Genomic DNA, 21,955 nt, shown 5'->3' with positions numbered 1-21,955 from the left:
ACCATCAGCCTGGCCAGCCGATCGGTTCTGAAGCCCGAGCACTTTCAGAGCCCTCTCGCAACAGCGGCGCCGGCCGAGAGCCAGGAACGCCGCGTGGACGCTCGGAGCGAGCCGTAGCGGAGTATGCCGTCGACCATGGCTGGGTCGAAGGGGATGGTCGCGACGGCGCGGACGAGGCTGCGGTACCCGCTTGCGACCAGCTCGAGATCAGCCCGTGAGCTCTTGGCATTGGCTTGATTGACGACGACGACAGCCCTGCGGGCGAGCTGTGCGGATTTCTCGTCCCGTTGGGCGAGTGCTTCGAGGAGGAGGGCTCCGGCTTCGGCGTGGTCGTCGCGGGTGGTGGTGGCGAGCACGAGTTGGTCGGTGTGGTCGATCATGCGCAGCCACATGGGGTCGGATTCGTCGTTGCCGGAGTCGATGAACACGAGCCGGTAGTACTTGGACGCGACGGCGTGGATCGCGTCGACGTCTTCGGGTGCCATGCGTTGTTCGTGGGCGAGGTTCGTGGGTTGGGAGCGGAGCACGTCGAAGCGGTCGCGGGTTTGGTGGTGGACGTAGTGCGCGAGGTCCGCGGATTGCGCTCCGGTCGAGAGGAGTCGGTCGACTTGGGGGAGGAGCTCGAGGAGGGTGGAGTCGTGGGGTCCTTGTTCGGTGCGCCAGCCGAGGGTGCCTCGGGTTTGGTTGTTGTCCCAGGTGAGGACGCCGGCGCCGCCGAAGCGGGCGAAGACGGCCGCGAGGAGGATCGTGGTGGGGGTTTTCGAGCTGCCGCCTTTGGCGTTGACGACGGCGATGGTGCGCGGTCCTGGCCAGTGCTGGCTCACGGCGTGCGCGTCGGCGCGTTCGGCCCGCTCTTGCTCAGAGGGGGTGAGGCGGATCCCGACCTTGGAGAGCGCGCCGCGCCATCCATTGGTTGCGGGTTCTTCGGTCTGTTCCTGTGTTAGGAACGATCGGCGCCCGTCTCGCAGCGGCGGCGCCTCATCCTGCGGCGCTGCCGGCGCGGTCTGCTGTTCCGCAGCTGGGGCCACCTGCGGCGCCGCGGCTGCCACAGTCGCCTCGGCGGCAGGAGGTGCGGCGTGGTGGGGTTCGGCGTGGACGTGGCCGGTGGGGTCGACGGTGAGGTGCCAGGTGCCGTCGGGGTCGGTGGTGGTCGCGGTGACGGGTGCCTGGTGGGTGCGGGCGAGCGTGGTGAGGGTGGTGATGATGTGGTCGCGGGCCGCGTCGAGGCTGCTGGCGGTGAGGGGCTGGGTGGCGCCGTCGATGGTGATGTGTCCGGTGCCGTGCTGGTCGGCGTGGGCGGTGATGACGGGGGTGGTGTGCTGCTGCAGGGTCATTGGTGGGTGTTCCGTTCAGCCGAGGGTGATGCCCACTTGGGCGAGGAATGGTTCGGGGTCGACGGTTTCGTCGTTGATGAGGACCATGAAGTGCAGGTGGCAGCCGGTGGATTGGCCGCTGGTGCCGGTCATCGCGATCTGCTGGCCGGCTTGGACGGTGTCGCCGACGTTGACGAGCAGCCCGCTCTCGAAGGAGTGCAGGTATTTGGTGGTGATGCCTTCGCCGTGGTCGAGGGTGATGGTGCCGTTGCCGCCGGAGTCGAAGCCGCGGAAGGTGACGGTGCCGGCTTGTGCTGCCCAGATGGGGCCGTCGCAGCCGCCCGCGGCGAGGTCCGTGCCGGAGTGGAGGCGTTGGTCGCCGTAGATGGGGTGGGTGCGCATCCCGTACGGGTCCGTGATCGGCCCCTCGCCCGGGACCGCCCACCCGGTGGAGGACACCTGACCTTGGGTGCCGGCGACGGTGGAGCAGACTTGCGCGCCGGCCCCGGTGCTGAGGCCGGTGGTGGTGCCGGAGAGTTCTTCGACGATCTGCACGGCGCCGTCCCAGAACTGGGCGTAGTAGTAGGGGTCGAGGTTCACCTGGGTGCGGTTCGCGACCAGCGTCGGCTCCACGCTGTCGCGTTCGGGGAGGGGCACGGAGATTTCCATGGCGGAGTAGAAGATCTGCGCGGCCCGGTACGGGTTGAGGCGCTCTTCGCGGCTGCCCCAGTGGTCCTGTTGCTGGAAGAGGCCGATGCTGGTGGTGGGGGAGCCGTCCGGGTTGGTCACACCCGAGGTTTCCCAGTCGCCGTAGTCGATGTTGTTGAGCGTGGATTCGCCCATCGCGGTCATCACGCCGATCGTCTGGTCCCGCACACTGAGGCCCATGTCATTACCGGCGAGGATCACGTTCGCGGCGTTTACGAGCTGCTCTCCCTGGTAGCCGGCGATCTCCACGTCCGGGATGCTGTTCGGATCGACCGAGACAGCGGTCGCTGCGTCGCCTTCGAGGTTGCAGGCGTTCGCGTTCGTGCCGAGCATCAGCACGAGGCTGAGCACGAGCACGATGATCGCCACGGGGGCGGCGACGATCGCGATAACGCCGCCGGCGCCTTGCTGCTTGCCCACAGTCAGTGCATCCCTGCCGGGGGTGCGAACCGTTCGACCAGCCAGGGCGAGTCACCGTATTCGCGGACGATCATCACCGTCCACGTGCCCGCGTCCGTCGGCACCTCGACGTGCGCGAGGTACACGCTGTCGTCGTTCACGATCACCCCGGGACCGGTGACCTGGGTCGCGGGGATCGTGCTGTTGCGGAGGTAGTTGTAGTCCTTCGCCGCTTTCGGCGTGAGCAGCGGCGTGAGCTCCTCGATCCACGTGTTTGCATCGACCGTGGGCCTGGCGTACGCAGTCATCGCCGTCTCGGCCGCCGCGACAGCTGCAGCGCGGGAGGTGTCGTCCCACACGGCGGGAGCTTTCGGACCCGTGGTCTGTCCCGTCTTGTCGTCGATAACGCCCGCTGGGGGCGGGGTGAACTGGTCGAGATCGGGGACAAACATCGTCGAGGACGGCGCGGTCGACTCGGCGGGCGGTGGGGTGTTCCGTGGCTCGGCCGCGCAGGCACTCAGACTGAGCGCTGCGACGATCGCGAGGCTGGCACCTACTCGTTCGCGTCGAGCCATACGGGGAGAACTACCCTTCGTGAATTTCCGTTTCTCTGCTGGGCTTGGTGTTCGCGCCGGCCTGGAACGTCGCCCGAAGGTCATGCTTCGTGACGAACCAGGTCCGCCCGACCTTGTACCCCGGGATGACGCCCTCCTTCAACCACTTCTGTACCCCTGGCACAGACATGTTGAGGAGCTTCGCCACCTCCGGCGTCGACAAGACCTCGGGCAGGTCAGCGAACAGAGAATCCAGGCCCTGGTGATCGCTCATCGCGATCCCATCCCAGAAGCTCCACACCATGCCGACAGAGTACACAAAACAGCGTTACAGCGTGTTTCATACATGTTTGATACGCTCCGTTTAGTTCCGTATGGTTCAAACCGTTGAGCACCGGCCAAGTGGTGCTCTGGCGACCTGCGCCAATTATCAGGGGAGGGGTACTCGGTGAGCGTCGAAACCAACCCGTGGACAGCGAAATCCGCCGGAAGTTCCCTTGACCGCCACGAGACCCCAGCTCTGAACCCTTGGATTCGGGATCGCCCAACGCGGCCGCAGCTTGGTGTTCCTGCCCCTGATCGCGTCGATCAGCTCCCGGTACGCGAACAGACGCGGTCCGCGCGGCTCTGGATCCTCGGCGCGCACGGCGGCGCCGGCGAGTCGACGCTCGCCGCTCTCGACCCTGACTGGGCGAGCAGTGAGCACGCCTGGCCGCAACCGGCCGCATCGAATACTCGACTCCGAGTGGTCCTCACCGCCCGCTCCAACATGCACGGCCTGAAAGCCGCGCAACGAGCAGCCACCCAGTGGGGGTCTGGGCTCGTGCCTTTCGCCGACCTCGCGGGCTTGGTCGTCATCGCGGACGCGCCCGGCCGTCTCCCGCGCCCGCTGCGGGACTTCGCGGGCATCGTCGCCGGCGGCGTCCCCCGCACCTGGCATCTGCCCTGGCAGGACAGCTGGCGCCTCGGCGAGACACCCGATCCCGAAGCCGCGCATCGCGATGTGCGCGCCCTCATCTCCGACCTCACCGCCATCACGTCCGGTGCATCAGACACCACCAACCGAAAGGGACCGGCATGACCCCCGAACTGCTCTCCACCATCGCCCTCGCCGGAGACCTCGCCGCAACCGTCAGCCTCTCCATCCCCGACTCCCCACCGATCCAGCCGCCCGGCACCGAAGGCGTCTCCACCCTCCTCGGATGGGTGAAATGGATCGCCCTCGCCATCTGCGTCCTCGGACTCATCGCCGCCGGCGCCCTCATGGCCATCCAGTCCCGTCGCGGCGAGGGCGGCGAGCACGCCGGCAAAATCGGAATGGCCCTCGGCGGCGTCATCATCATCTCCGCCGCCACCTCCCTCGTCGGGTTCTTCGCCTAAGCAGCCACCATGACCAACACCAACGACGAAACCCCCAACCCCTACACGCGCCCCTGGTTCATCATCGCCGCCATCATCGTCGCGATCGTTGTTGTCCTCGGCGTCGTGCTCGGCATCTCAGGCATCGTCAACAGCCAGAACCAGTCCGACGATTCATCACAAGAAACAGCCCCCACGGCAACCGGGACGCCCAGCTCAGCTGGAACACCTCCCGCGGAATCTTCAGCCCAGAGCGGCGGCAGCATCTGCGGACTTCCCGGGCAAGTCCTCGAAGGCTCGCTCAACAGCGCGCCAGAAGCTGAGTGGTCTTACGCGGGAACGGTCGGCTTCCCGACTTCCGATACTTACGGCCCAGCCGCAACAACACCGGACGGCGTTCGCAACTGCTTCCAGCAGTCACCCGAAGGAGCAGTCTTTGCAGCCGCAAACGCTGCTGCACAGGGCTCCAACCAGGAAACCGTGGGCAGCTTCCTCGAGTACTTCCTCGCAGAAGGCCCAGGCCGAGATGAAGTACTCGCCGCAGGCCCTACCGGTGGCGTTGACTCTTCCGGCATCCGAGTCGACATCGCCGGTTTCCGGGTCCTTTCCTACGAAGGTGAATCAGCTCGAGTGGACATCGCCCTCCGAGGCTCCACCCAGGGTCAGACGGTGAATCTGTCGATGGTCTACGACCTTGTCTGGGAAGACGGGGACTGGAAGCTCCAAGTCGTCGACCCGGCGGTGCCCATCGACGTAGCAACCATCCCTGACCTGGCCGGATACATCGCCTGGGGTGCCTAGGCATTGACTGCAACTACTTCGCCTGGCTGCACAGGTTGGCAGGCCGTCGACCCGAAATGCCTCGCTCTCGAAGGCGCGAAAGCGATAACCAGTGGCGCCCTCGATGACATGGCGAACGCCGTCGCAGAGGCCGTCGGCAAGACCGTCGCCTCGCTCGGCACGGTCTGGGTTTACATCGGCACCCCGAACATCACGGATACCGGCGACCAAACGGCCGTCGGGGCGCCACCGATCAGCGCCGAGATCGGGGTGCTCCTCGGGTACGTGACCTGGATCGGAATGGTCTTCGCGATCATCTCGATCCTCATCCTGGGCATGCTCATCGCCACGCGCATGCGCGCCGGCGAAGGGATCGCGGCCGTCGGGAAGCTCGGCTACATCATGGGTGGAGTCGTGCTCATCAGCGCGGCGAGCGCGATCGTCGCGCAGGTCGTCAGGTCCGGGGGACCGCAGGGCGCTGGGGGAGCGACGTACTTCATCCAATCGTCCCTCTGGTGGCTGATTGGTGCGGTCGCGGTCTTGTCTGTGATCGTGGGCGGGATCCGCATGGTGTGGGAGCAGCGGGGCGAGCCCGGCCGCGACACCGTGAAGAGCCTGCTCACGCTCATCGTCGTCGCGGGAGCGGGCACCACGATCGTCGGGATCCTCATCAGCGCCGCGGACACGTTCGCAGTGTGGGTCCTGAACGCGTCCACGGACTGCGCGGTCGACGACCCCGGCGGCACCTGCTTCGGGGAGAACATCCTCGTACTGCTCGCCCTGACCACGAACCCGGCTGCCGGATCGCTCGGCCCACTGCTCATCATCGTCCTGGGCCTCATCGCGGTGCTGGCGTCTGCGTTCCAGATCGTGCTCATGGTCGCTCGTGGCGGCATGCTCGTGGTTCTTGCTGGGATCTTCCCGCTGGCCGCGTCCGCGACGAACACGGAGATGGGCAAGAACTGGTTCCGTAAATGCGTCGCCTGGATTGTCGCTCTCGTGCTCTACAAGCCGGCAGCGGCGATCGTCTACGCGGCCGCGTTCCGGCTCGCGGGCACCGACGTGTTCCAGGACGACGGCACGGGCTTGCTCGCGGTCCTCACTGGGCTGATGCTCATGATCATCGCCCTGTTCGCGATGCCCGCGCTCATGCGCTTCGTGACCCCCATGGTCGGCTCCATGGCCGCCGGCGCCGGAGGAGCAGCCCTCGCCGCCGGAGCCCTTGCTGCGCTCCCGTCGGGCGCTGCAGCGCTCGGACGCCTCAGCACCGGAGGAGGAGGCGGGAGCAAGGGCAACAGCGGCCAGTCGGGACAGAACGGCAGCACCACGACCTCCCCACCGACCGGTGGCAAGAACGCAACGCCGTCCGCGTCCACCTCCGCGCAGAACGCCGGCGCCCAAAACGCGGCAGCCGGCGGAAAGACCGGAGCCGCCGCGTCTTCCGGAGCGGCGTCGACCGGGGTCGCGACCAGCGGAGCTGGAGCCGCTACTGCAGGGGCTGGTGCCGGTGCGGGAGCTGCTGCAGGTGGAGGCGCCGCAGCTGGCGCGACCGCGGGTGCCGCCGGCGGTCCCGTGGGTATGGCGGCTGGTGCGGCAGCCGGAGTCGCGCTCGGCAAAGCCAAGGAAGCGGGTCAAGCCGCGGCGGGCGCGGTGAAGAGTGTTGGCGAACAATCGACTGGAGAAGGAGGCGGGCCAGATGGCAGCCGTTGAACCACTGCACCGCGGACCCCGCACCTACGGGAACTGGCGCCGCCCCACCTCGCCCGGCCTCATGGGCCTCGGCTCGGTCGGCACCGCCATCATGCTCGGCGGTCTCGTGTTCATTGTGCTGATCGTCATGATCGTCGGACTCCTCGAGGCTGCGATCACCTTTGTGGTCCTCGCCACGGTCATGCTCGCCGTCGTCACTAAGGACTCCCACGGGCAGTCCATCGTGAGCCGGCTCGCCACTCGGGTCGGGTTCGCGACCGCCCGCAGCCGCGGGGCGAACATCTACCGCTCCGGCCCGATCGGTCGCACCGACTGGGGCACCTTCCAGCTCCCCGGTCTCGCCGCTCCAACCCGGCTCAGCGAGCACCACGACTCCTACGGGCGACCGTTCGCGTTGCTCTACACGCCCGCGACGCTGTCCTACTCGATCGTGCTCGGCACCGAACCCGACGGTGCAGCTCTCGTCGACCCAGAGCAGATCGACTCCTGGGTCGCGGACTGGGGGCATTGGCTCTCCAACCTCGGCGACGAGCCCGGTGTGGAAGCCGCCGCCGTGACCATCGAGACTGCCCCTGACTCCGGCACACGACTCAAGCGTGAAGTGTCCACGAATGTGGACGCGAACGCGCCCGCGTTTGCGCGCGAGATGCTCGAGGAGATCGTCGACTCGTACCCGTCCGGGTCGTCGACGGTGAAGGCGTTCGTCGCGATCACCTTCGCCGCGTCCATGCGTGCTGGTGGGAAGAAGCGCAGCCCGGAGGACATGGCGCGCGAGCTCGCCGCCCGCATCCCCGGCCTCACCGCAGGTCTCGAGGCCACCGGCGCGGGTGCTGCGCATCCGGTGTCGGCGCAGGAGCTATGCGAGACGGTGCGCATCGCTTACGACCCGGCCGCGGCCTTGCTCATCGACGAGGCCCGCGCGAATGGGGAGACCCCGGAGCTGTCGTGGCCGGATGTGGGGCCGACGGCGGCGCAGGCGGACTGGGACGGGTATCGGCATGACTCCGCGTACTCCGTCACCTGGTCCATGACGTCTGCGCCCCGAGGCAACGTCCAATCCGGTGTGCTTGCGCGTCTCCTCGCCCCGCACCGCGACATCGCGCGCAAGCGCATCACACTGCTGTACCGGCCGATCGACTCCGCACGAGCAGCCGCGATCGTGGAAGCCGATCTCGCCGCCGCGCAGTTCCGCGCCACCTCCACCGCGAAGCCGTCCGCGAGAGACACGCTCGGCATCGGATCCGCGCAAGCCACCGCACGAGAGGAAGCCTCCGGCGCAGGGCTGGTGGAGTTCGGAGTGCTCGTGACCGCGACCGTGAAGGACCTCGAGAAGGTCGCGGACGCGAAAGCCGCCGTCGACAATCTCTCCGCGACCGCCCGTCTCAAAGTACGGCCCGTGTATGGGTCGCAGGACTCCGCGTTTGCCGCAGCTCTCCCGCTCGGGCTGGTGTTGCAGAAGCACGTGAAGGTGCCCGCCGAACTGAGGGAGAAACTATGACCCTGCTCCGCCGCGCCATCACGCCGTCTAGCTCGATCTCGGCGTCGAAGCCGGAGGAACGAGTCAAGGCGCCGCGACTGAAGCGGCCCGGGATGCGCGGCTGGCTCGGCAAGGGCCGGGGCGAAGCGTTCTATGTGCAGGCGCCGCAGGAGTGGCGGGGCACGACGGTGCAGGTGTGTGGGCTGTGGCCGTTCGCGATCGGCACCGGAACTCCCATGGTCGGTGTCCCCCTCGGGCGGCACATCCACACCGGTGCCACCCTCTGCTGCGACCCCATCTCCTGGTTCCAGCGCGCGAAACTCATCTCCAACCCCTCCATGTTCGTGCTCGGCAAACCGGGCCTCGGCAAATCCTCCGTCGTGCGCCGCATGGCCACCGGCCTTGCCGGCTACGGGGTCATGCCACTCGTTCTCGGCGACCTGAAACCCGACTACGTCGACCTCATCGAAGCGCTCGAAGGGCAAGTCATCACGCTCGGCCGCGGACGCGGCTACCTCAACGTCCTCGACCCCGGCGAAGCCACGAGCGCTGCGCAGCGACTTCGCGACGCCGGCTACGAGAAGGAAGCATCGCAGGTGCTGGCGGATGCGCACGGGCGCCGGCACACGATGGTCGCGGCCCTGCTCACGATCATGCGCGGCGCCCCACCGACCGACCGCGAAGAGACCATCCTCGATCGCGCTCTCAAGGTGCTCGACGATACCCATGACGGGATTCCCGTCCTGGGGGACCTCCTCAGGGTCATCCAGGATGCGCCGCTTGAGGTGCGGGCCGTGGCGCTCGATCGCGGCAACGACGATCGGTACAAGGAGATCACCGAGAACCTCGAAGCCTCCCTCATCGGTCTCACCGGCGGAGGACGACTCGGGGAGATGTTCTCCAAACCCACCACCAACCCCATGCACCGGGACCGGCCCGTGGTCTACGACGTGTCCGCAGTCGACGACTCCGACATGGATCTCCAAGCCGCCGCCCTCCTCGCCTGCTGGTCCGCCGGCTTCGGCACCGTGAACGTCGCCAACGCCCTCGCCGACGCCGGCCTGGAGCCGCGCCGGCACTACTTCGTCGTCCTCGACGAGCTCTGGCGCGCCCTCCGCGCAGGCCGCGGCATGGTCGACCGCGTCGACGCCCTCACCCGTCTCAACCGAACTAGGGGAGTCGGCATGGCCATGGTCTCCCACACCATGAGCGACCTCCTCGCCCTCGCCAGCGAGGAAGACCGCATGAAAGCGAAAGGCTTCGTCGAACGAAGCGGCATGGTCATCTGCGGCGGCCTCCCCTCCGCGGAAATGCCGCAGCTCACCTCCGCGATCCCACTCTCGCGAGCCGAGCAAGACCTGCTCATCGGTTGGCAGGACCCGCCCGCGTGGGACCCGACCACGAACCAGGAAGCAACCCCGCCCGGACGGGGCAAGTTCCTCGTCAAGGTCGGCGGACGCCCAGGGATTCCGGTCGACGTGCAGTTCACCAGCGTCGAAGCCTCCATCAGCGACACCAACAAGCGCTGGCACACCCAATCCCGCGTCGGCACCCGCGACCAGGACGGAGCAGGGGAGTGAGCCAGCAGCCTCACAACCGGCGCCGGCAACCCGGCGGGCTCGGCGCCGAAGCAGCCCTCGTCTGGGTCGGCATTGGTGCCGCGGCCGCGATCGTGCTCCCCATCTACCTCGGGATGCGCATCGGTCACCGGCTCGCCGGCACCGGGCAGCAGATCCCGCTGAATCCGTTCGAGGTGCTCTTCGGGATGCTCGAGGGCGAGCTCACCTGGCCCGGCACGCCCGGCACGCTCGTCGTCATCGCGATCGCCATCATCGTTCTCGGCCTGGTGGTCGCGTGGTTCCTGTGGCGGCGGAAGTGGGCAAAGCGCCGCACCCGCGTCGACCGCGTCTCCACCTACATGGGCCGCGGCCACGACGTCGAAGCCCTCTCACGAAAGAGCGCAGAAGCATCCGCAGCCCGCCTCGGCGTCGAAGGATCGGCCGGTGTGCCGATCGGAGTCGGCGTGTTCGACGGACGTGAGCTGTTCGGGTCGTGGGAAGACATGCACATCGACATCTGGGGACCCCGCACCGGCAAGACCACCAGCCGCGCCGTGCCCGCCATCCTCGACGCGCCCGGGGGAGTGCTCGTCACCTCCAACAAGCGCGACGTCGTCGACGCCACCCGCGACGTCCGAGCCAAGACCGGACCAGTGTGGGTGTTCGACCCGCAAGCGATCGCACTCGAAGAACCCACCTGGTGGTGGAACCCCCTCAGCTACGTCACCGACGAGGTCAAAGCCGCGAAGCTCGCCGAGCACTTTTCCGCCGGCTCCCGCGACCCCGGCGCCAAAACCGACGCCTACTTCGACCCCGCCGGCCAAGACCTCCTCGCCGGCCTCCTCCTCGCCGGCGCCCTCGACGGCAGGCCCATCACCGTCGTCTACACATGGCTGACCAGGCCCACCGACGACACCCCAGTCGGGATCCTCCGCCAGCACGGCTACACGCTCACCGCCGACCAAGTCGCCGGCGTCATTACCGCCCCCGAGAAACAACGCGGCGGCGTCTACGGCACGGCGCAACAGATGGCCTCCTGCCTCACCAACCGCCAAGTCAGCCAATGGGTCACCCGCACGGAGGACCACGACCATCGCCGCCACTTCGACCCGCACGCCTTCGTCCGCGACGGCGGCACCCTCTACAGCCTCTCCAAAGAAGGACGAGGCAACGCCGGCCCACTCGTCACCGCACTCACCGTCGCCGTCGTCGAAGCCGCCGAACAACTCGCCGCCAAATCCACCGGCGGCAGGCTCAAGACGCCCCTCATCGGGGTCTTGGATGAGGCGGCGAACGTGTGCCGGTGGCGTGAGCTTCCCAATCTGTACTCGCACTACGGATCCCGCGGCATCATCCTCATGACCATCCTTCAATCCTGGTCCCAAGGCACCGAAGTGTGGGGCGAAACAGGGATGAAGAAGCTCTGGTCCGCCTCCAACGTGAAGGTCTACGGCGGGGGAGTGTCCGAGGCCACCTTCCTCGAAGACCTCTCCCGCATCATCGGCGACTACGACCGCATCTCCTCAAGCACCTCGAGCGGACGCGGACAGCGCACCGTTTCTCAGCAGCTCCAGCGCGAACGCATCCTTGATGTCGCCGATCTCGCAGCAATGCCCAAAGGACGAGCCGTAGTGCTGGCGTCAGGATCGCGACCAACGCTCATCCGGACACGACCATGGATGAGCGGACGGCACGCGGATGCAGTGCGCGCGTCGCTCGCCGCACACGACCCGCAGGCAACCCGCACGATCAGCAAAGCGGAGCGTGACCTTGTCGACGCTCAGAGCAAGACATCCGGGGGAGGTGCTGCGTGACCGACTGGGGAGAGGACGAGCCAGAGCTCGACGCGGCGTTCGCACCCGATCCGGACGACGAGACAAGCGCAGAACCTGAGCCGCGCAAGACCTACTACGCGAACCTCGATGAGTTCGTCCGTCTCTACCTCCGCGAGGCCTATGCGCGTCCCATCAACGGACGAACCCGCGTCTGGGCCGCCGAATGGTGGAAGTATCCCGAAGCAGTCATCCGCCTCGACGCACTCTGGCGCGCTTGGGAGCACCTACGCCTTGAACCCCGCACCGGAATGAGCGTCTGGTTCCGAGACCACGCCGACCATCACATGCAGGTCCTAATGGACCCTGATGGCCCTTTCTCCGCAGCCGATCCAACATCGGCAACCAACCTGGCGACGCGGGGACAGCGGCTCCCGTATGACCCACCGCCCACAAAGCTGTACTAGTCCTGTCTCGCAAACCTGCCTCAGGCACGGACGGCATCGTGATGATCGACCTCAGCGATCTAGACTTCTGTCACTCGAGAAGGAGCCCTGGTGCCAAACAGCGAACACAGATACCTGTACGAACGCCTCGGTGATCACGATTTCCAGCAATTAGTAAGCGCGCTTCTAATGCTACAGTTCCCCGATTACGTTCCTCTACCGCTACGACAAGCTGATGCCGGAAGGGATGGCATCGACCTAAAGAAAGCGCTGGTTTTCCAAGTCAAGTGGTCCTCAAAGGGAACCGAGAAAAACCCAGTCACGTGGTTGAAAAATGCCATCGAAGGTGAGCGCGATAAGATTACGGAGCTCGCCGCAGGTGGGGCTCGGAAGTATGTGATAGTTACCAACGTAGCGAGCACTGGCAAACCCGGAACGGGAACTTTCGACAAGCTCAACTCCGAGCTGGATAATTACGCCAAGCAATTCGGCATTGAGATGACGGCACTTTGGCGTGAGGCACTAAACCCCATCGTCGACTCTGCCCCCTCAGAAACGAAGTGGTCTTACGCCGACATGCTCGCTGGCTGGGACCTAATCCGGTATCTCGTCGCAGATACCTCTGAGGCAAGACATGACTCCACGCTACGATTTCTACTGCGGCGGATTGCAGCCTCTCAGTGGAACGAAGACGAGGGGATAAAGTTCAGCCAGGTTGAACTGGACAGAGAACCACTCTTTGAGCTCTTCGTCGATGTCCCGTCCCGCCTCGTGCGCGAAAGCAACTTTGCAGCCTCGCGCCCGACAGATAGTCGGGAACTTGGCGGCACAGCTGCCTACATCACCGACAAAACGACGGCAACGTTCACCCTAGTTCGCGGCGCGCCAGGGCAAGGAAAATCGACACTCAGTCAGTATCTGTGCCAATCACACAGAATTGCATGGGTCCCAGATAACCAAGAATTCTCAACCGGAATTGCTGCACCGGCGGAAGCGAGATTTCCCATACGCTTCGATTTGAGTAAATACGCCGACTGGATAGGTGGCAACGACGTTTTCGACGTGAACGATGATGAGCGCACCACAAAGAGAAGACGTCGACCAGCAGCTGAATCAACGATTGAAGCATTCCTAGCCGAGCTGATGACGCATGCAGGTGGAATTGAATCAGTATCCGCAACGCAGGTTCACGATATCTTGTCACGTGTACCAAGCCTCATTGTTCTAGATGGCCTAGACGAAATCGGTAAGACATCCGAACGACGGCGAATCGTGAACGAAATAGACGCTTTCTGTGCAAGGTGCTCGTCGTACACGGTGACACCCAAGATCGTCGTTACGACACGACCGAATTCTGCAGGACTACCCGAGCCCACCTCGAAGAACTTCGAGGTGATTGCACTGTCATCCTTGGGGCCAGCGCTACGCGATTCGTATCTACGGAAGTGGTGTCTGGTCCACAACGTGATTGGGAACGATAGTCGCACGCTTCGTAGAAACTTTACGGAAAAGACGAAAGAGCCCTACATCGGAGAACTGGCGGGGAATCCGATGCAACTCACAATTCTCCTCTATCTCCTTAGACAGCACGGAGACGCAACGCCCAGCCAGCGCACCGAGCTCTATGACGCCTACATGGGTCTCCTCCTCGCTCGGGAAGCTAACAAGCACCCCAGATCCGTCCGGAAGCATAGGGCGGATCTAATCGAGATCATGGCGTTCCTTGGCTGGTACCTTCAAGCCCACTCGGAAGCTGACGGGCACAATGGTCCAATGCCGGGGTCTGAGATCGTAGCGGCAATGAAGCACTTTCAGGACACATATGGCAAGCCCTCGAATGTCGTGGATGAACTCTTTGAGGCAGCCTCCGTTCGACTTTGGGCACTGACCGCTAAAGAAGAGGGCCTGTTCGAGTTCGAGGTGCAGTCGTTGAGAGAGTACTTCACAGCTCGATACCTATACAATTACGCTGGCGAAGGCGACCAAAATTTTGACAGAACGCTCGTATTTAGGGAACTCCTACGGCGACCATACTGGCTTAACACAGTGCGATTTTATAGCGGGAATGCCACCGGATCCGACATCTACGCACTTAAGGCCGGCATAGAACACGAAGTGACGTTCGGTGCCACACCCCACGTCAATGTGGCAATCTGGACGATACTCTGCGACGGAGTGTTCCATAGCAGGCCACTCGAAGCCGCATCGATTCTAGACACGCTACTTTCGGATGAAGCCCTCACAAGCATCATTGGCGCGATCGACAGTAGAAATATTGCGCCTATCCCAGATCCAAAACAAGGAATGACTGCCTTCAATCGGATAACCAGACTTATAGCCGACAACCCGGCACTACCAGTCAACTACGTGCGTGTACGCGTCCTGCGCGAGGCCCTCGGACTTCGAAACGAATTCTTCGACTGGTGGCTCAACCAGCTACGAGGGGCGGTCGGCTCCCCATCAGAGGCAGCATGGCTACGCCTTGGTGCCGACTGCGAAGTTGCTGCGGGTTCCACAGCCTCCGTTCCTGGACTCACGGTCAGAACCGCAGCCGTAGCGCAGAATGTTTTGAACACAGGTTTGATTCCCGCGCGCGGTAGCGAACTTGAGAAAGAGCTCATGGAGTTCGTTCTGGCGGGGCACTGCACCGCAACAACTTCGGTACGATCAACGCCCGCCCAAATCGCAGTATGCCTTAATCCGGACGACTACTACATGTTGAGCGCAGATCCGCCAAGCCGTCGCGCGTCCTCCAAGCGATCAGGACGCAGGTCCAGGGCGCTTCAGGGCCTCAGACGTAGCGGCTCCGTCTACGCCGAGATAGCCGATCACCGAAGGTTCAAGCGAGGCGAAAAGGGGAGCACCTTCCCATTGGCAAACACGGCCGCTTCACTTTTCAATGAGCATGGCCGGTGCTGGCTGGTTACAGAGATCGCGGTTGCCGGGGCAGCTTCACACTTGGGAAATGGCTACGTGAGGGTGTCACAAGAGCGCCCTTTCGGAGACGACGGACATCCGTCAGTCCTGCTGCAAGAAACTCGTGCACATCGAGACGACGCAGCCTGGTGGTCCAACCAGCTCCAGCACTGTCACGACACTTTGTCGCTCAGCGAGTGGTCCTTGGCTCTCTGGGCCATAGCTGGTGGCTCCGTGATAGAACAGCACCTCGAGACCCTCTCGACGATTGCTTCATCCCTACCTGCGGATGCTCGCCAGAGACTTACACAGTCAATGTGGCGCGTACTGAACTCAGGTTCAGTAACAGACAGGACGATCTCGGTCGAACCACCAGCCGGTCTGCTCGAGGAGATTGTGCAAGCGCGAGTCTCTGGAGTCAAGAAAACACCCCAGACCTGGCACTACGTAGAATCTACTACGCCAAGCCTGACACCATTACTGCGAGTCGCGCGCCAGCATAAGTGGTTCAAGGTAGACCAGGCGGCAGTTTATCGATGAGCAGCATGAGTATTGAGCACTTCGACCGGCGAGCTAGAAAACAGAATGAAGTCCCCGACACAGAAGTTTCCTCAAAACCATGAGAGGCCTTCGCGACTCGTAGGGCAATACCGAGTACTCTAAAATGTCATAATAAAGGTTATCGGCTGTTTTGTACGTAGTCGCGCAGTCTGTACATTTTCACCGCCCGCGCGTACCCTGGCGGCATGAGTCACATCGCAATCACCGACGCACGAGGCCGGCTGGCCTCGATCATCGACGACGCCCGCCGGGAACCGGTCTACCTCACGCGACGGAACCGTCCCGTCGCTGCAGTAATCGATGCCGAGCAGCTGGACCAACTGCTGGAAGACGCCGAGGAACTCGCTGATATTCGGGCTGTGGATGCGGCTTGGGAAGAGACCGAGCAGTTGGGTGAGACGCCTGTCCCGTGGGACGACGTCAAGCGCGACCTCGGCCTCGCTCTGTGACCTACCAGGTCCTGGTCCTGCCAGCTGCGGCGCGCGCGATCAAGAAACTACCGCCCGAGGCGAAGCGACGCATCCAAGCGGTGGTGGAGCTCCTGGCTGAGGATCCGCGACCGCCCGCGACGAAGAAGCTCACCGGGCGCCCTGAATGGCGCGTACGGACGGGCGACTACCGAGTGTTGTACCGAATCCAGGACGATGTCCTCACGGTCGTGATTGTCCACGCCGGCCACCGCCGCGAGGTGTACGACAAATGAATGGTGCCGCGCTGCGGCACCAACAATCACGTGGACGCCGACCTCTAGAGCAGGATCACTTTCAACGCCGAGGAGCAGCAGTCATGACGGACAATATTGAGCAGTGCAAGGTCGCGTTTTCGTGGGAGCTGCCGGACGGGTTGCCGAATGTCCACACGCTCGAGAACGGGAGTCGACGCCTCGTTGTTGCACCGAGAGAGCTTCGCGTGGAGCACTGGCCGGCATCCGACTCGCCTGGAGCCCTGCATGTGTTCATCAGCGGCACACGGGTGCGCATTGACGGGACGCTCGGTGGCAACAAGGGACTGGGGTACAGCGATGAACCCGAACGGTGGGCCGGCGGGCCCCACCACACTGATGATCTCCCAGACTGGGCCCGGCCCTACGTCGAGGCGGCGCGCGCCTGGGAGACGGAGCGCGGGAATCCCCGACAGCCTCGTCTCCGACTCCTCTGAGAACTCTGGCTCTGAGTTCGCCGTCCGCGGCTCTTCAGAGCAAGGTCAATTCGCACCGGACGCCCGTTGTTCAGGCTGTCTAGCGTTTTCTGCGCTTTTCTACGATTTTCCGCAGAAAGTCGCCAGACGCACCTTTCGAAGCCCTCTTGTCCGCGCACACGCAGCAACACCATGAGCCGCGTACCTCGACGCAGGCGCTTGGGTGCCGATCTCGGACTTCCGCGGTCGGCTGTCCTGCAGCGCTAGATGAGAGCGACGACCAGGCGCCAGACTGCTACCAGCATGACCACGACGAGTCCGGCGAGGGTGACGAGGACCGCGGTGCCGTTGAGTCCTGCGGCGCACTGCACACGACCCGTTAGGCTCTCTGCCCCACTGCGGCGCAAGGCACGCACGCGGACCAGGGTAAACACCCACACGCTCGCTACCCCTGCTGTGATCGTGGCGATGAGCGCCAGAGCGATCGTCGTGTGGGCGTCGAACACGATCGCGAGATGGCCGAGCAGGTCCGTGTGGCCCGGCGTGCCGGTGCCGGTCCTCGGGCTTTCAGAGATCGTCGCGAGCAGTGAGGTCAAGCCAGGTGCGCGCGAGTGGAGATCGGCTCCGGGCACAGCCGCATCCCGGCCGGGCTGCTCGCCGACGCGATCAGAAGCTTGACCCATTCTTCGCTGATACTGATCGAGCGTCCCCCGATGAATTTGAACCGCAGGTCAGTGTGCGGGGTGATCCAGAACGTCTCACGGCCACCACCAGCCGATACTGGGTGCTGGATGGAGAACGCCACGCTGTGACCGGCGCGAAGCATGCTGAGCAACGCGATCTTCAGGTGTGTGAGGGGGCGGTCGTCGATCTCGAGTTCGTGACTCTGGTTGCCGAAATACATGTAGCCCATGAGTTATCACCTCTGGGGTCTGAGAAACCAAGCCGACAGATTCGACTCGGCCACTCGGTGGTGCCCCGAACAAGCGAAGGAAGGGGCTTGGTATCGATCACCACCAGTCTCCCCGCACCCACATACGAGCGCCAGAACACTTCCATGTCACGCCACCGAGCATTACCCTGCTGCACCGCTTCCGCACGCGCAGCTGCTCGCAACAGTGCTCCCGCGGTTGGGATCCGCAGGGGGGGGGTAGTTGATCGCCCCCTCGACTGTCAATGCGGTTGCTGCCCTCAGACGCCTTCGGTTGAGTAGGAGCTCCAGTTCAGAACGACCCCCGCAGCAACCAGGACGGCCATGAGCTACACAGTGCACATCAATGGGAACGACTACCCCGTCGCCGCCGCGCACATCAACGACCTCCGCGCCAACCTCTTGAGCGCAGCTCGAGCGGGCGGCGGGTTCGTGAACTTACCGCTCCCGACCCGTCCCGGAACGGCGGCGCTCGTGTTCCCGGAATCGTCCGTCTGGATCGAGCCCGCGCCGCGGGAGATCACCGCGGAACGTGCTGATGAGCTCCCGCAACCGGTGTTCATCGACCTCGATGACGATCCGTTCCCGACCTGAGTCAGCACTCCTCCGAGAATAAATTAGCGGGTTGCTGCCTCGTAAGCGTCGAGGAGCTCACCGGACACGCGGCCTCGGTCAGACACGTCATGGCCGTTCGAGCGAGCCCAGCCGCGGACGGCTGCGAGATCCTGCTTCCGTCCCGACTGCTTCTTGCCACTAGTGGCTTTCCCGGTCTTGCGGCCGGCTTCGACATAGCGGTTGAAGAGGCTGCGCAGCTTGATTGCGTGCGCGTCGGTGAGGTCAATTTCGTAGGCCGTGCCATCGAGGCCGAACTGCACCGTCTCACCTTCACCGTCGGGGATCTCGGTCTGATCGAGGTCGTCGGTCAGCTGGTAGATGACTTTCTTCGCCATGCACGACTCCGTTTCTGCAGTGGTTGCTTGTTGGGGTGGATCTGGTCGAGGTTAGCGATTGAGGCCTGAGCGCTGCACCTGAGGTGAGCCAGCTTTCCGGGCGTGCGGCGCCTTCTTGCCGGTCGCGGTGACCGCTGCGCTGGCGGGTTTCGCGTTGCTGACGTCGGCGTGCATGCGCGCATTGATGGCGTCCGAATCGATGCCACGCGCTTCAAGCTCGCTCGCTGTCGCGTTTCGGCGTTCAGCGCTGTCGTAGATCGTCTTGCCACGCTCCTGCGCGTGCTGCGCGGTCGTCTCCCGTTCGCGCGCTTCCGCCTCCGCCGCGGCTTGGTCGGCGGGGTTTGGCTCGTACTCGGCGGCCGCTCGAACCTGATCGGCGGCCGTGTCATCGCGGTTGGCCTCCTCGCCCAGGCGTGCTGCTTCCGCGCGCTCACGCTGAGCTCGTTCACGTTCGATGTCGGCCTGGTCGACGTCGACGCTCTGCTGGACCGCGTTGGCGACCTCGCTGCCGGTGATGGATCGTCCGTCGGTGGGGATCTGGATCTTGTACCGGGTGGCGATCTCGTTGCGCATGCGCTGCTCTGCACGCGCCGCTTCCGGGTCCTCGCTGGCCCACGCTCGAGCGGTCTGGAAGCGGTGGCCGATCTCGTCGGGCTTCGCGGTGTCCCACCATGCGTCGCGGTGCACGTCAGACAGCTGAGTGCGGGCGAGCTGACGCTCCGCGTCCAGGCGCGACTGCAGCTCGTGCGCTTCTCGCTCCCCCAGTTGCTGGGCGCGGCGTTTGGCGTCCTCGCGGGCCCGGGCGAACATCTCGCCGGCGCGCGCCGCGGTCGTGACGATCACGCGCATCTGTCCTTCGAAGGCTTCCTCGATGCCGTCGGATTCTTCAGCCATTCCCTCTCCTCTGGTGATGTGCGGCCACTGGTTCGGTCAGTCAATTCGTGTGCGCTCAGCGGTCGATGCCGCGGTCCGGGTCCGGGCCCGCACGAGTCGGCGTCACCCGGTGTTCTGGCTCGAGCGTCTTCGGGATCGTCGACGCGGCTTCTGCCGCCGGCTTCGCCCGGCTTGCGCGCACGATGTCCTCCACCGTCGCGGTGGCACGCTGCTGCGCTACTGGCTCCAGCGTTGGAGTCTCTGGCGCGGGGAGTGCGTTGCGGACACGAACGAGCCGGGCCCTGGTGTCGGTCGCGAGCAGCTGCGCGTGCCGCGCCTGTTCGCTGGCCTTCGCGGCATCGTGCACGGCTTGCGTGAGGCGCAGCAGTTGCCGCATCATCGCGAGCTGCGCAACCGGTCCATTCCCGGCCCGTGTGGCACTCGCGAAGAGCATCGCGGCGCCAGCGATCGACTGCCCCACCGCCGGGCTCTCCCGGAGCGGCCGTCGGTAGGTCTGCGCAGACCGGGAAAGCGCCTCCGACGCAGCGGCAAGATCGCCCGGGACGGGCTCGGTCGCGACCGACCATGCCGCGAACACACCCGACGTCTGTCGAGCGACCTGCGCCCACGTGTCCCGATCCTCGAGCGGCACCTCCCGCACCCGCCGAACCGTGTCTTCGAGTTCGCGTTCGCGTTGTGCCCACAGCTGCGGGTCGGGTTCGTGCATCTCTCGTCCGGGAGCGACGATGCGCTTGCCTCGGAACGCCGCGTTCCACTCGGCCGCCGCCTCGCTCGCACCAGTTGGTGAGTCCGGCCATGCTGCGCGCAGGCGAGGCAGGGTGAGGTCTCGTCCGAGTTGCCCTCCCCCGTACCAAATCGGGCGCTCACCATGCGTGGGTCGTTCCGCGACCGAGTACCCGGTGACGACGTCCGTGCGGCCCTCCGCGAACCGGGGACGCACCAACAACCCGGAGCGACGCATCCGACGCACGAACTCCCCCTCAGACTCCGCCGCCGTGAACGCCGCACGTACCCGCACCGCCAACACATGCCGGGGCTCGTCCAGGCGCAGCTCGACCGCGATACGCGCCTGCCGGTCACTGCCCGACAGCGCATCCCACGCCGGCATCGGAGTCGCGCTCGTCGCGCGCTCCCGTTCGTGCCGTGCTCGCGCACGGGCGCGTGCTTGCGCTTCCCGCTCGGCGGGGTTGTAACCGCGAGTCGCGCGCTGCTCCCGCACCGACTCGAGCTCCTCCAACCCGTACCGCACCTCGAGCGCTCGAGCTGCCTGCTGCGCCCGGTAGTAGTCGTGATGGAAAGACGTTTTCGTCCCGTCCTCGCGCACCAGATTCACGGCGAGGTGGATGTGGTCGTTGCCGTTCGTCGACACCCCGTGCCGCACCGCCACCCACCGACACGGCGCCTTCGTCCCCTCATGGTCATCGAACCCCATCGCGGACACAAAATCGGTCGCGATCCGGTTCCACTGCTCGTCCGTGAGCTGCCCCTCGTCCGCGCGCAACGACAGCGAACAATGCCACACATGCCCACCAGCCACCTCGACCCCGAACGCCGTCCTCGGCTGGTCCAGATGCTTCGCGATCCCTAACGCGTTCTCCCGCGACAGCTCAGCCTCGTCGTACCACGCCATCAACGCACCGTCACCGGCAACCAAGTGCGGTTCCTCATGCTCGTTCGCCCGACCCGGCCCCACCAGGTACGTCATCAGCCCGGCGAACCGATCACCGCGCACCACATTCGGCATCACCGCGGACTCAACTCGTCAATGACACCATCGATCCGCATCGCGACCTCCCGCACCTTCGCGAGCGTCACCGCAGTCTCCACCGGCACCACACCATCACTATTCGCGACCCGCGCCAACTGATTCACATTGTTCGAAATCGCCGCCAACAGACGGTGCATCGCGAACAGCTCAACCATCGCATTCCGACGCTCCGTCGGCGTCTCCCCCGACCCCGCCGACAACGCCGACTCAACCAGTAAACGCGGCACCGTCACCCGCTGCGCCAACGCCAACCGAACAAGCTCACCCTCTTCTTCCGCGGTGACCTTCACCTCGTGACGATGCTGCCGACCACCCGGCGCATTCGCCCGCCGACGACGCGCGAACCGCGCATCCCTCGGCGCCTGCTCATCCACGAAAACCACCCACTCCCCTGGCCCAGCGCAGCGATCCCGCACCAGCGGGAACCACACCACCAGTGTGCCAAGCCCACGACCGAAAGTCGAGGGCCAAGCAGGTTTAGCACAGCTAAACCTATAGCTTGCTCCGTCGCAGCGACCCCGCAAAAGACACACGTCGTCAGACGGGATTCGCCACGGCGCTCTTCTAAGCGACGTGGAACGTCGCGCTAGCCGATGCTCCGTCGCAGCGACCCCGCAAAAGACACACGTCGTCAGACGGGATTCGCCACGGCGCTCTTCTAAGCGACGTGGAACGTCGCGCTAGCCGATGCCACTTCGTACGATGGAAGGCATGGCTAGAG

Annotated in this window: 22 protein-coding genes; 12 read left to right on the top strand and 10 right to left on the bottom strand. The window is 64.9% G+C overall.

Annotation, left to right across the window (positions count from 1 at the left end):
* Positions 1-44: 44 nt before the first annotated feature.
* From F8O03_RS17570 to F8O03_RS17555, 4 genes are read right to left on the bottom strand one after another with little or no spacing between them, the layout of a single operon-like run.
* On the bottom strand, positions 45-1,334 hold the full coding sequence (locus F8O03_RS17570; RefSeq protein WP_151425038.1) for an AAA family ATPase: 1,290 nt from the start codon (positions 1,332-1,334) through the stop codon (positions 45-47).
* Positions 1,335-1,349: 15 nt separating this feature from the next.
* The gene (locus F8O03_RS17565; RefSeq protein ID WP_151425037.1) at positions 1,350-2,441 is read right to left on the bottom strand and encodes a M23 family metallopeptidase; all 1,092 of its coding nucleotides are present in this window, start codon (positions 2,439-2,441) and stop codon (positions 1,350-1,352) included.
* 2 nt (positions 2,442-2,443) lie between these two features.
* Positions 2,444-2,995, bottom strand: a complete 552-nt coding sequence (locus F8O03_RS17560) for a hypothetical protein (RefSeq protein WP_151425036.1) — start codon at positions 2,993-2,995, stop codon at positions 2,444-2,446.
* Between the two features lie 10 nt (positions 2,996-3,005).
* Entirely contained in the window at positions 3,006-3,278 is a 273-nt protein-coding gene (locus F8O03_RS17555) for a helix-turn-helix domain-containing protein (RefSeq protein ID WP_244296364.1), read from the bottom strand.
* A 144-nt stretch (positions 3,279-3,422) separates the two neighbouring features.
* On the opposite strand from F8O03_RS17555, the gene F8O03_RS18550 reads away from it, so the two are divergent.
* The 11 genes from F8O03_RS18550 (at position 3,423) to F8O03_RS17500 (ending at position 16,257) form a co-directional block, all read left to right on the top strand.
* Complete coding sequence (locus F8O03_RS18550; RefSeq protein WP_341872802.1) at positions 3,423-4,055, top strand: DUF6668 family protein; 633 nt, start codon at positions 3,423-3,425, stop codon at positions 4,053-4,055.
* Positions 4,052-4,354, top strand: a complete 303-nt coding sequence (locus F8O03_RS17545; protein ID WP_151425034.1) for a hypothetical protein — start codon at positions 4,052-4,054, stop codon at positions 4,352-4,354. Before F8O03_RS18550 ends, F8O03_RS17545 begins: the two co-directional genes overlap by 4 nt.
* Positions 4,355-4,363: 9 nt before the next feature.
* A complete protein-coding gene (locus tag F8O03_RS17540; RefSeq protein ID WP_151425033.1) occupies positions 4,364-5,134 on the top strand; it encodes a DUF8175 domain-containg protein in 771 nt (256 codons plus the stop codon).
* Positions 5,135-5,242: 108 nt separating this feature from the next.
* Positions 5,243-6,823, top strand: a complete 1,581-nt coding sequence (locus F8O03_RS17535; RefSeq protein ID WP_151425032.1) for a TrbL/VirB6 family protein — start codon at positions 5,243-5,245, stop codon at positions 6,821-6,823.
* The gene (locus tag F8O03_RS17530; protein WP_208851906.1) at positions 6,810-8,321 is read left to right on the top strand and encodes an SCO6880 family protein; all 1,512 of its coding nucleotides are present in this window, start codon (positions 6,810-6,812) and stop codon (positions 8,319-8,321) included. The genes F8O03_RS17535 and F8O03_RS17530 overlap by 14 nt, the downstream gene beginning before the upstream one ends.
* Complete coding sequence (locus tag F8O03_RS17525) at positions 8,318-9,880, top strand: ATP/GTP-binding protein (protein WP_425280960.1); 1,563 nt, start codon at positions 8,318-8,320, stop codon at positions 9,878-9,880. The genes F8O03_RS17530 and F8O03_RS17525 overlap by 4 nt, the downstream gene beginning before the upstream one ends.
* Positions 9,877-11,673, top strand: a complete 1,797-nt coding sequence (locus F8O03_RS17520) for a TraM recognition domain-containing protein (protein ID WP_244296363.1) — start codon at positions 9,877-9,879, stop codon at positions 11,671-11,673. The genes F8O03_RS17525 and F8O03_RS17520 overlap by 4 nt, the downstream gene beginning before the upstream one ends.
* Positions 11,670-12,098 carry a DUF4913 domain-containing protein gene (locus tag F8O03_RS17515; RefSeq protein WP_244296362.1) on the top strand — a complete coding sequence of 143 codons (429 nt, stop codon included), beginning with the start codon at positions 11,670-11,672 and terminating at the stop codon, positions 12,096-12,098. The genes F8O03_RS17520 and F8O03_RS17515 overlap by 4 nt, the downstream gene beginning before the upstream one ends.
* A gap of 90 nt (positions 12,099-12,188) precedes the next feature.
* A complete protein-coding gene (locus F8O03_RS17510) occupies positions 12,189-15,533 on the top strand; it encodes an NACHT domain-containing protein (protein ID WP_151425030.1) in 3,345 nt (1,114 codons plus the stop codon).
* Between the two features lie 206 nt (positions 15,534-15,739).
* A complete protein-coding gene (locus tag F8O03_RS17505) occupies positions 15,740-16,003 on the top strand; it encodes a type II toxin-antitoxin system Phd/YefM family antitoxin (protein ID WP_151425029.1) in 264 nt (87 codons plus the stop codon).
* A complete protein-coding gene (locus F8O03_RS17500) occupies positions 16,000-16,257 on the top strand; it encodes a type II toxin-antitoxin system RelE family toxin (RefSeq protein ID WP_151425028.1) in 258 nt (85 codons plus the stop codon). The genes F8O03_RS17505 and F8O03_RS17500 overlap by 4 nt, the downstream gene beginning before the upstream one ends.
* A gap of 697 nt (positions 16,258-16,954) precedes the next feature.
* On the opposite strand, the gene F8O03_RS17495 is transcribed toward F8O03_RS17500, so the two are convergent.
* Complete coding sequence (locus F8O03_RS17495) at positions 16,955-17,287, bottom strand: hypothetical protein (protein WP_151425027.1); 333 nt, start codon at positions 17,285-17,287, stop codon at positions 16,955-16,957.
* Positions 17,284-17,604: a DUF7882 family protein gene (locus F8O03_RS17490; RefSeq protein WP_151425026.1), complete on the bottom strand. Its 321-nt coding sequence runs from the start codon at positions 17,602-17,604 to the stop codon at positions 17,284-17,286. Before F8O03_RS17490 ends, F8O03_RS17495 begins: the two co-directional genes overlap by 4 nt.
* Positions 17,605-17,946: 342 nt before the next feature.
* Here F8O03_RS17490 and F8O03_RS17485 point away from each other — a divergent pair, with 342 nt between their 5' ends.
* Complete coding sequence (locus F8O03_RS17485) at positions 17,947-18,216, top strand: hypothetical protein (protein WP_151425025.1); 270 nt, start codon at positions 17,947-17,949, stop codon at positions 18,214-18,216.
* A 23-nt stretch (positions 18,217-18,239) separates the two neighbouring features.
* Here F8O03_RS17485 and F8O03_RS17480 read toward each other — a convergent pair whose 3' ends face one another.
* The 4 genes from F8O03_RS17480 to F8O03_RS17465 form a co-directional block, all read right to left on the bottom strand.
* Positions 18,240-18,572, bottom strand: a complete 333-nt coding sequence (locus F8O03_RS17480) for a histone-like nucleoid-structuring protein Lsr2 (RefSeq protein WP_151425024.1) — start codon at positions 18,570-18,572, stop codon at positions 18,240-18,242.
* Between the two features lie 51 nt (positions 18,573-18,623).
* Complete coding sequence (locus tag F8O03_RS17475) at positions 18,624-19,466, bottom strand: hypothetical protein (RefSeq protein WP_151425023.1); 843 nt, start codon at positions 19,464-19,466, stop codon at positions 18,624-18,626.
* A gap of 55 nt (positions 19,467-19,521) precedes the next feature.
* Positions 19,522-21,096 carry a relaxase/mobilization nuclease domain-containing protein gene (locus F8O03_RS17470; RefSeq protein ID WP_244296361.1) on the bottom strand — a complete coding sequence of 525 codons (1,575 nt, stop codon included), beginning with the start codon at positions 21,094-21,096 and terminating at the stop codon, positions 19,522-19,524.
* 113 nt (positions 21,097-21,209) lie between these two features.
* Positions 21,210-21,608, bottom strand: a complete 399-nt coding sequence (locus F8O03_RS17465; RefSeq protein WP_244296360.1) for a MobC family plasmid mobilization relaxosome protein — start codon at positions 21,606-21,608, stop codon at positions 21,210-21,212.
* Between the last annotated feature and the right edge of the window lie 347 nt (positions 21,609-21,955).

It is taken from the genome of Pseudoclavibacter terrae (assembly GCF_008831075.1).
GTDB lineage: Bacteria > Actinomycetota > Actinomycetes > Actinomycetales > Microbacteriaceae > Pseudoclavibacter > Pseudoclavibacter terrae.
Note: the sequence above shows the minus strand (reverse complement) of the source record. Positions and strands in the feature narration are given on the sequence as shown.

Bases quoted from the DNA above. Each gene is read 5' to 3' on its own strand.
- F8O03_RS17570 (WP_151425038.1), bottom strand. From the start codon at position 1,334: ATGACCCTGCAGCAGCACACCACCCCCGTCATCACCGCCCACGCCGAC.
- F8O03_RS17560 (WP_151425036.1), bottom strand. From the start codon at position 2,995: ATGGCTCGACGCGAACGAGTAGGTGCCAGCCTCGCGATCGTCGCAGCG.
- F8O03_RS17555 (WP_244296364.1), bottom strand. From the start codon at position 3,278: ATGGTGTGGAGCTTCTGGGATGGGATCGCGATGAGCGATCACCAGGGC.
- F8O03_RS17545 (WP_151425034.1), top strand. From the start codon at position 4,052: ATGACCCCCGAACTGCTCTCCACCATCGCCCTCGCCGGAGACCTCGCC.
- F8O03_RS17540 (WP_151425033.1), top strand. From the start codon at position 4,364: ATGACCAACACCAACGACGAAACCCCCAACCCCTACACGCGCCCCTGG.
- F8O03_RS17535 (WP_151425032.1), top strand. From the start codon at position 5,243: ATGGCGAACGCCGTCGCAGAGGCCGTCGGCAAGACCGTCGCCTCGCTC.
- F8O03_RS17530 (WP_208851906.1), top strand. From the start codon at position 6,810: ATGGCAGCCGTTGAACCACTGCACCGCGGACCCCGCACCTACGGGAAC.
- F8O03_RS17525 (WP_425280960.1), top strand. From the start codon at position 8,318: ATGACCCTGCTCCGCCGCGCCATCACGCCGTCTAGCTCGATCTCGGCG.
- F8O03_RS17505 (WP_151425029.1), top strand. From the start codon at position 15,740: ATGAGTCACATCGCAATCACCGACGCACGAGGCCGGCTGGCCTCGATC.
- F8O03_RS17490 (WP_151425026.1), bottom strand. From the start codon at position 17,604: ATGGGCTACATGTATTTCGGCAACCAGAGTCACGAACTCGAGATCGAC.
- F8O03_RS17485 (WP_151425025.1), top strand. From the start codon at position 17,947: ATGAGCTACACAGTGCACATCAATGGGAACGACTACCCCGTCGCCGCC.
- F8O03_RS17480 (WP_151425024.1), bottom strand. From the start codon at position 18,572: ATGGCGAAGAAAGTCATCTACCAGCTGACCGACGACCTCGATCAGACC.
- F8O03_RS17475 (WP_151425023.1), bottom strand. From the start codon at position 19,466: ATGGCTGAAGAATCCGACGGCATCGAGGAAGCCTTCGAAGGACAGATG.
- F8O03_RS17470 (WP_244296361.1), bottom strand. From the start codon at position 21,096: ATGGCGTGGTACGACGAGGCTGAGCTGTCGCGGGAGAACGCGTTAGGG.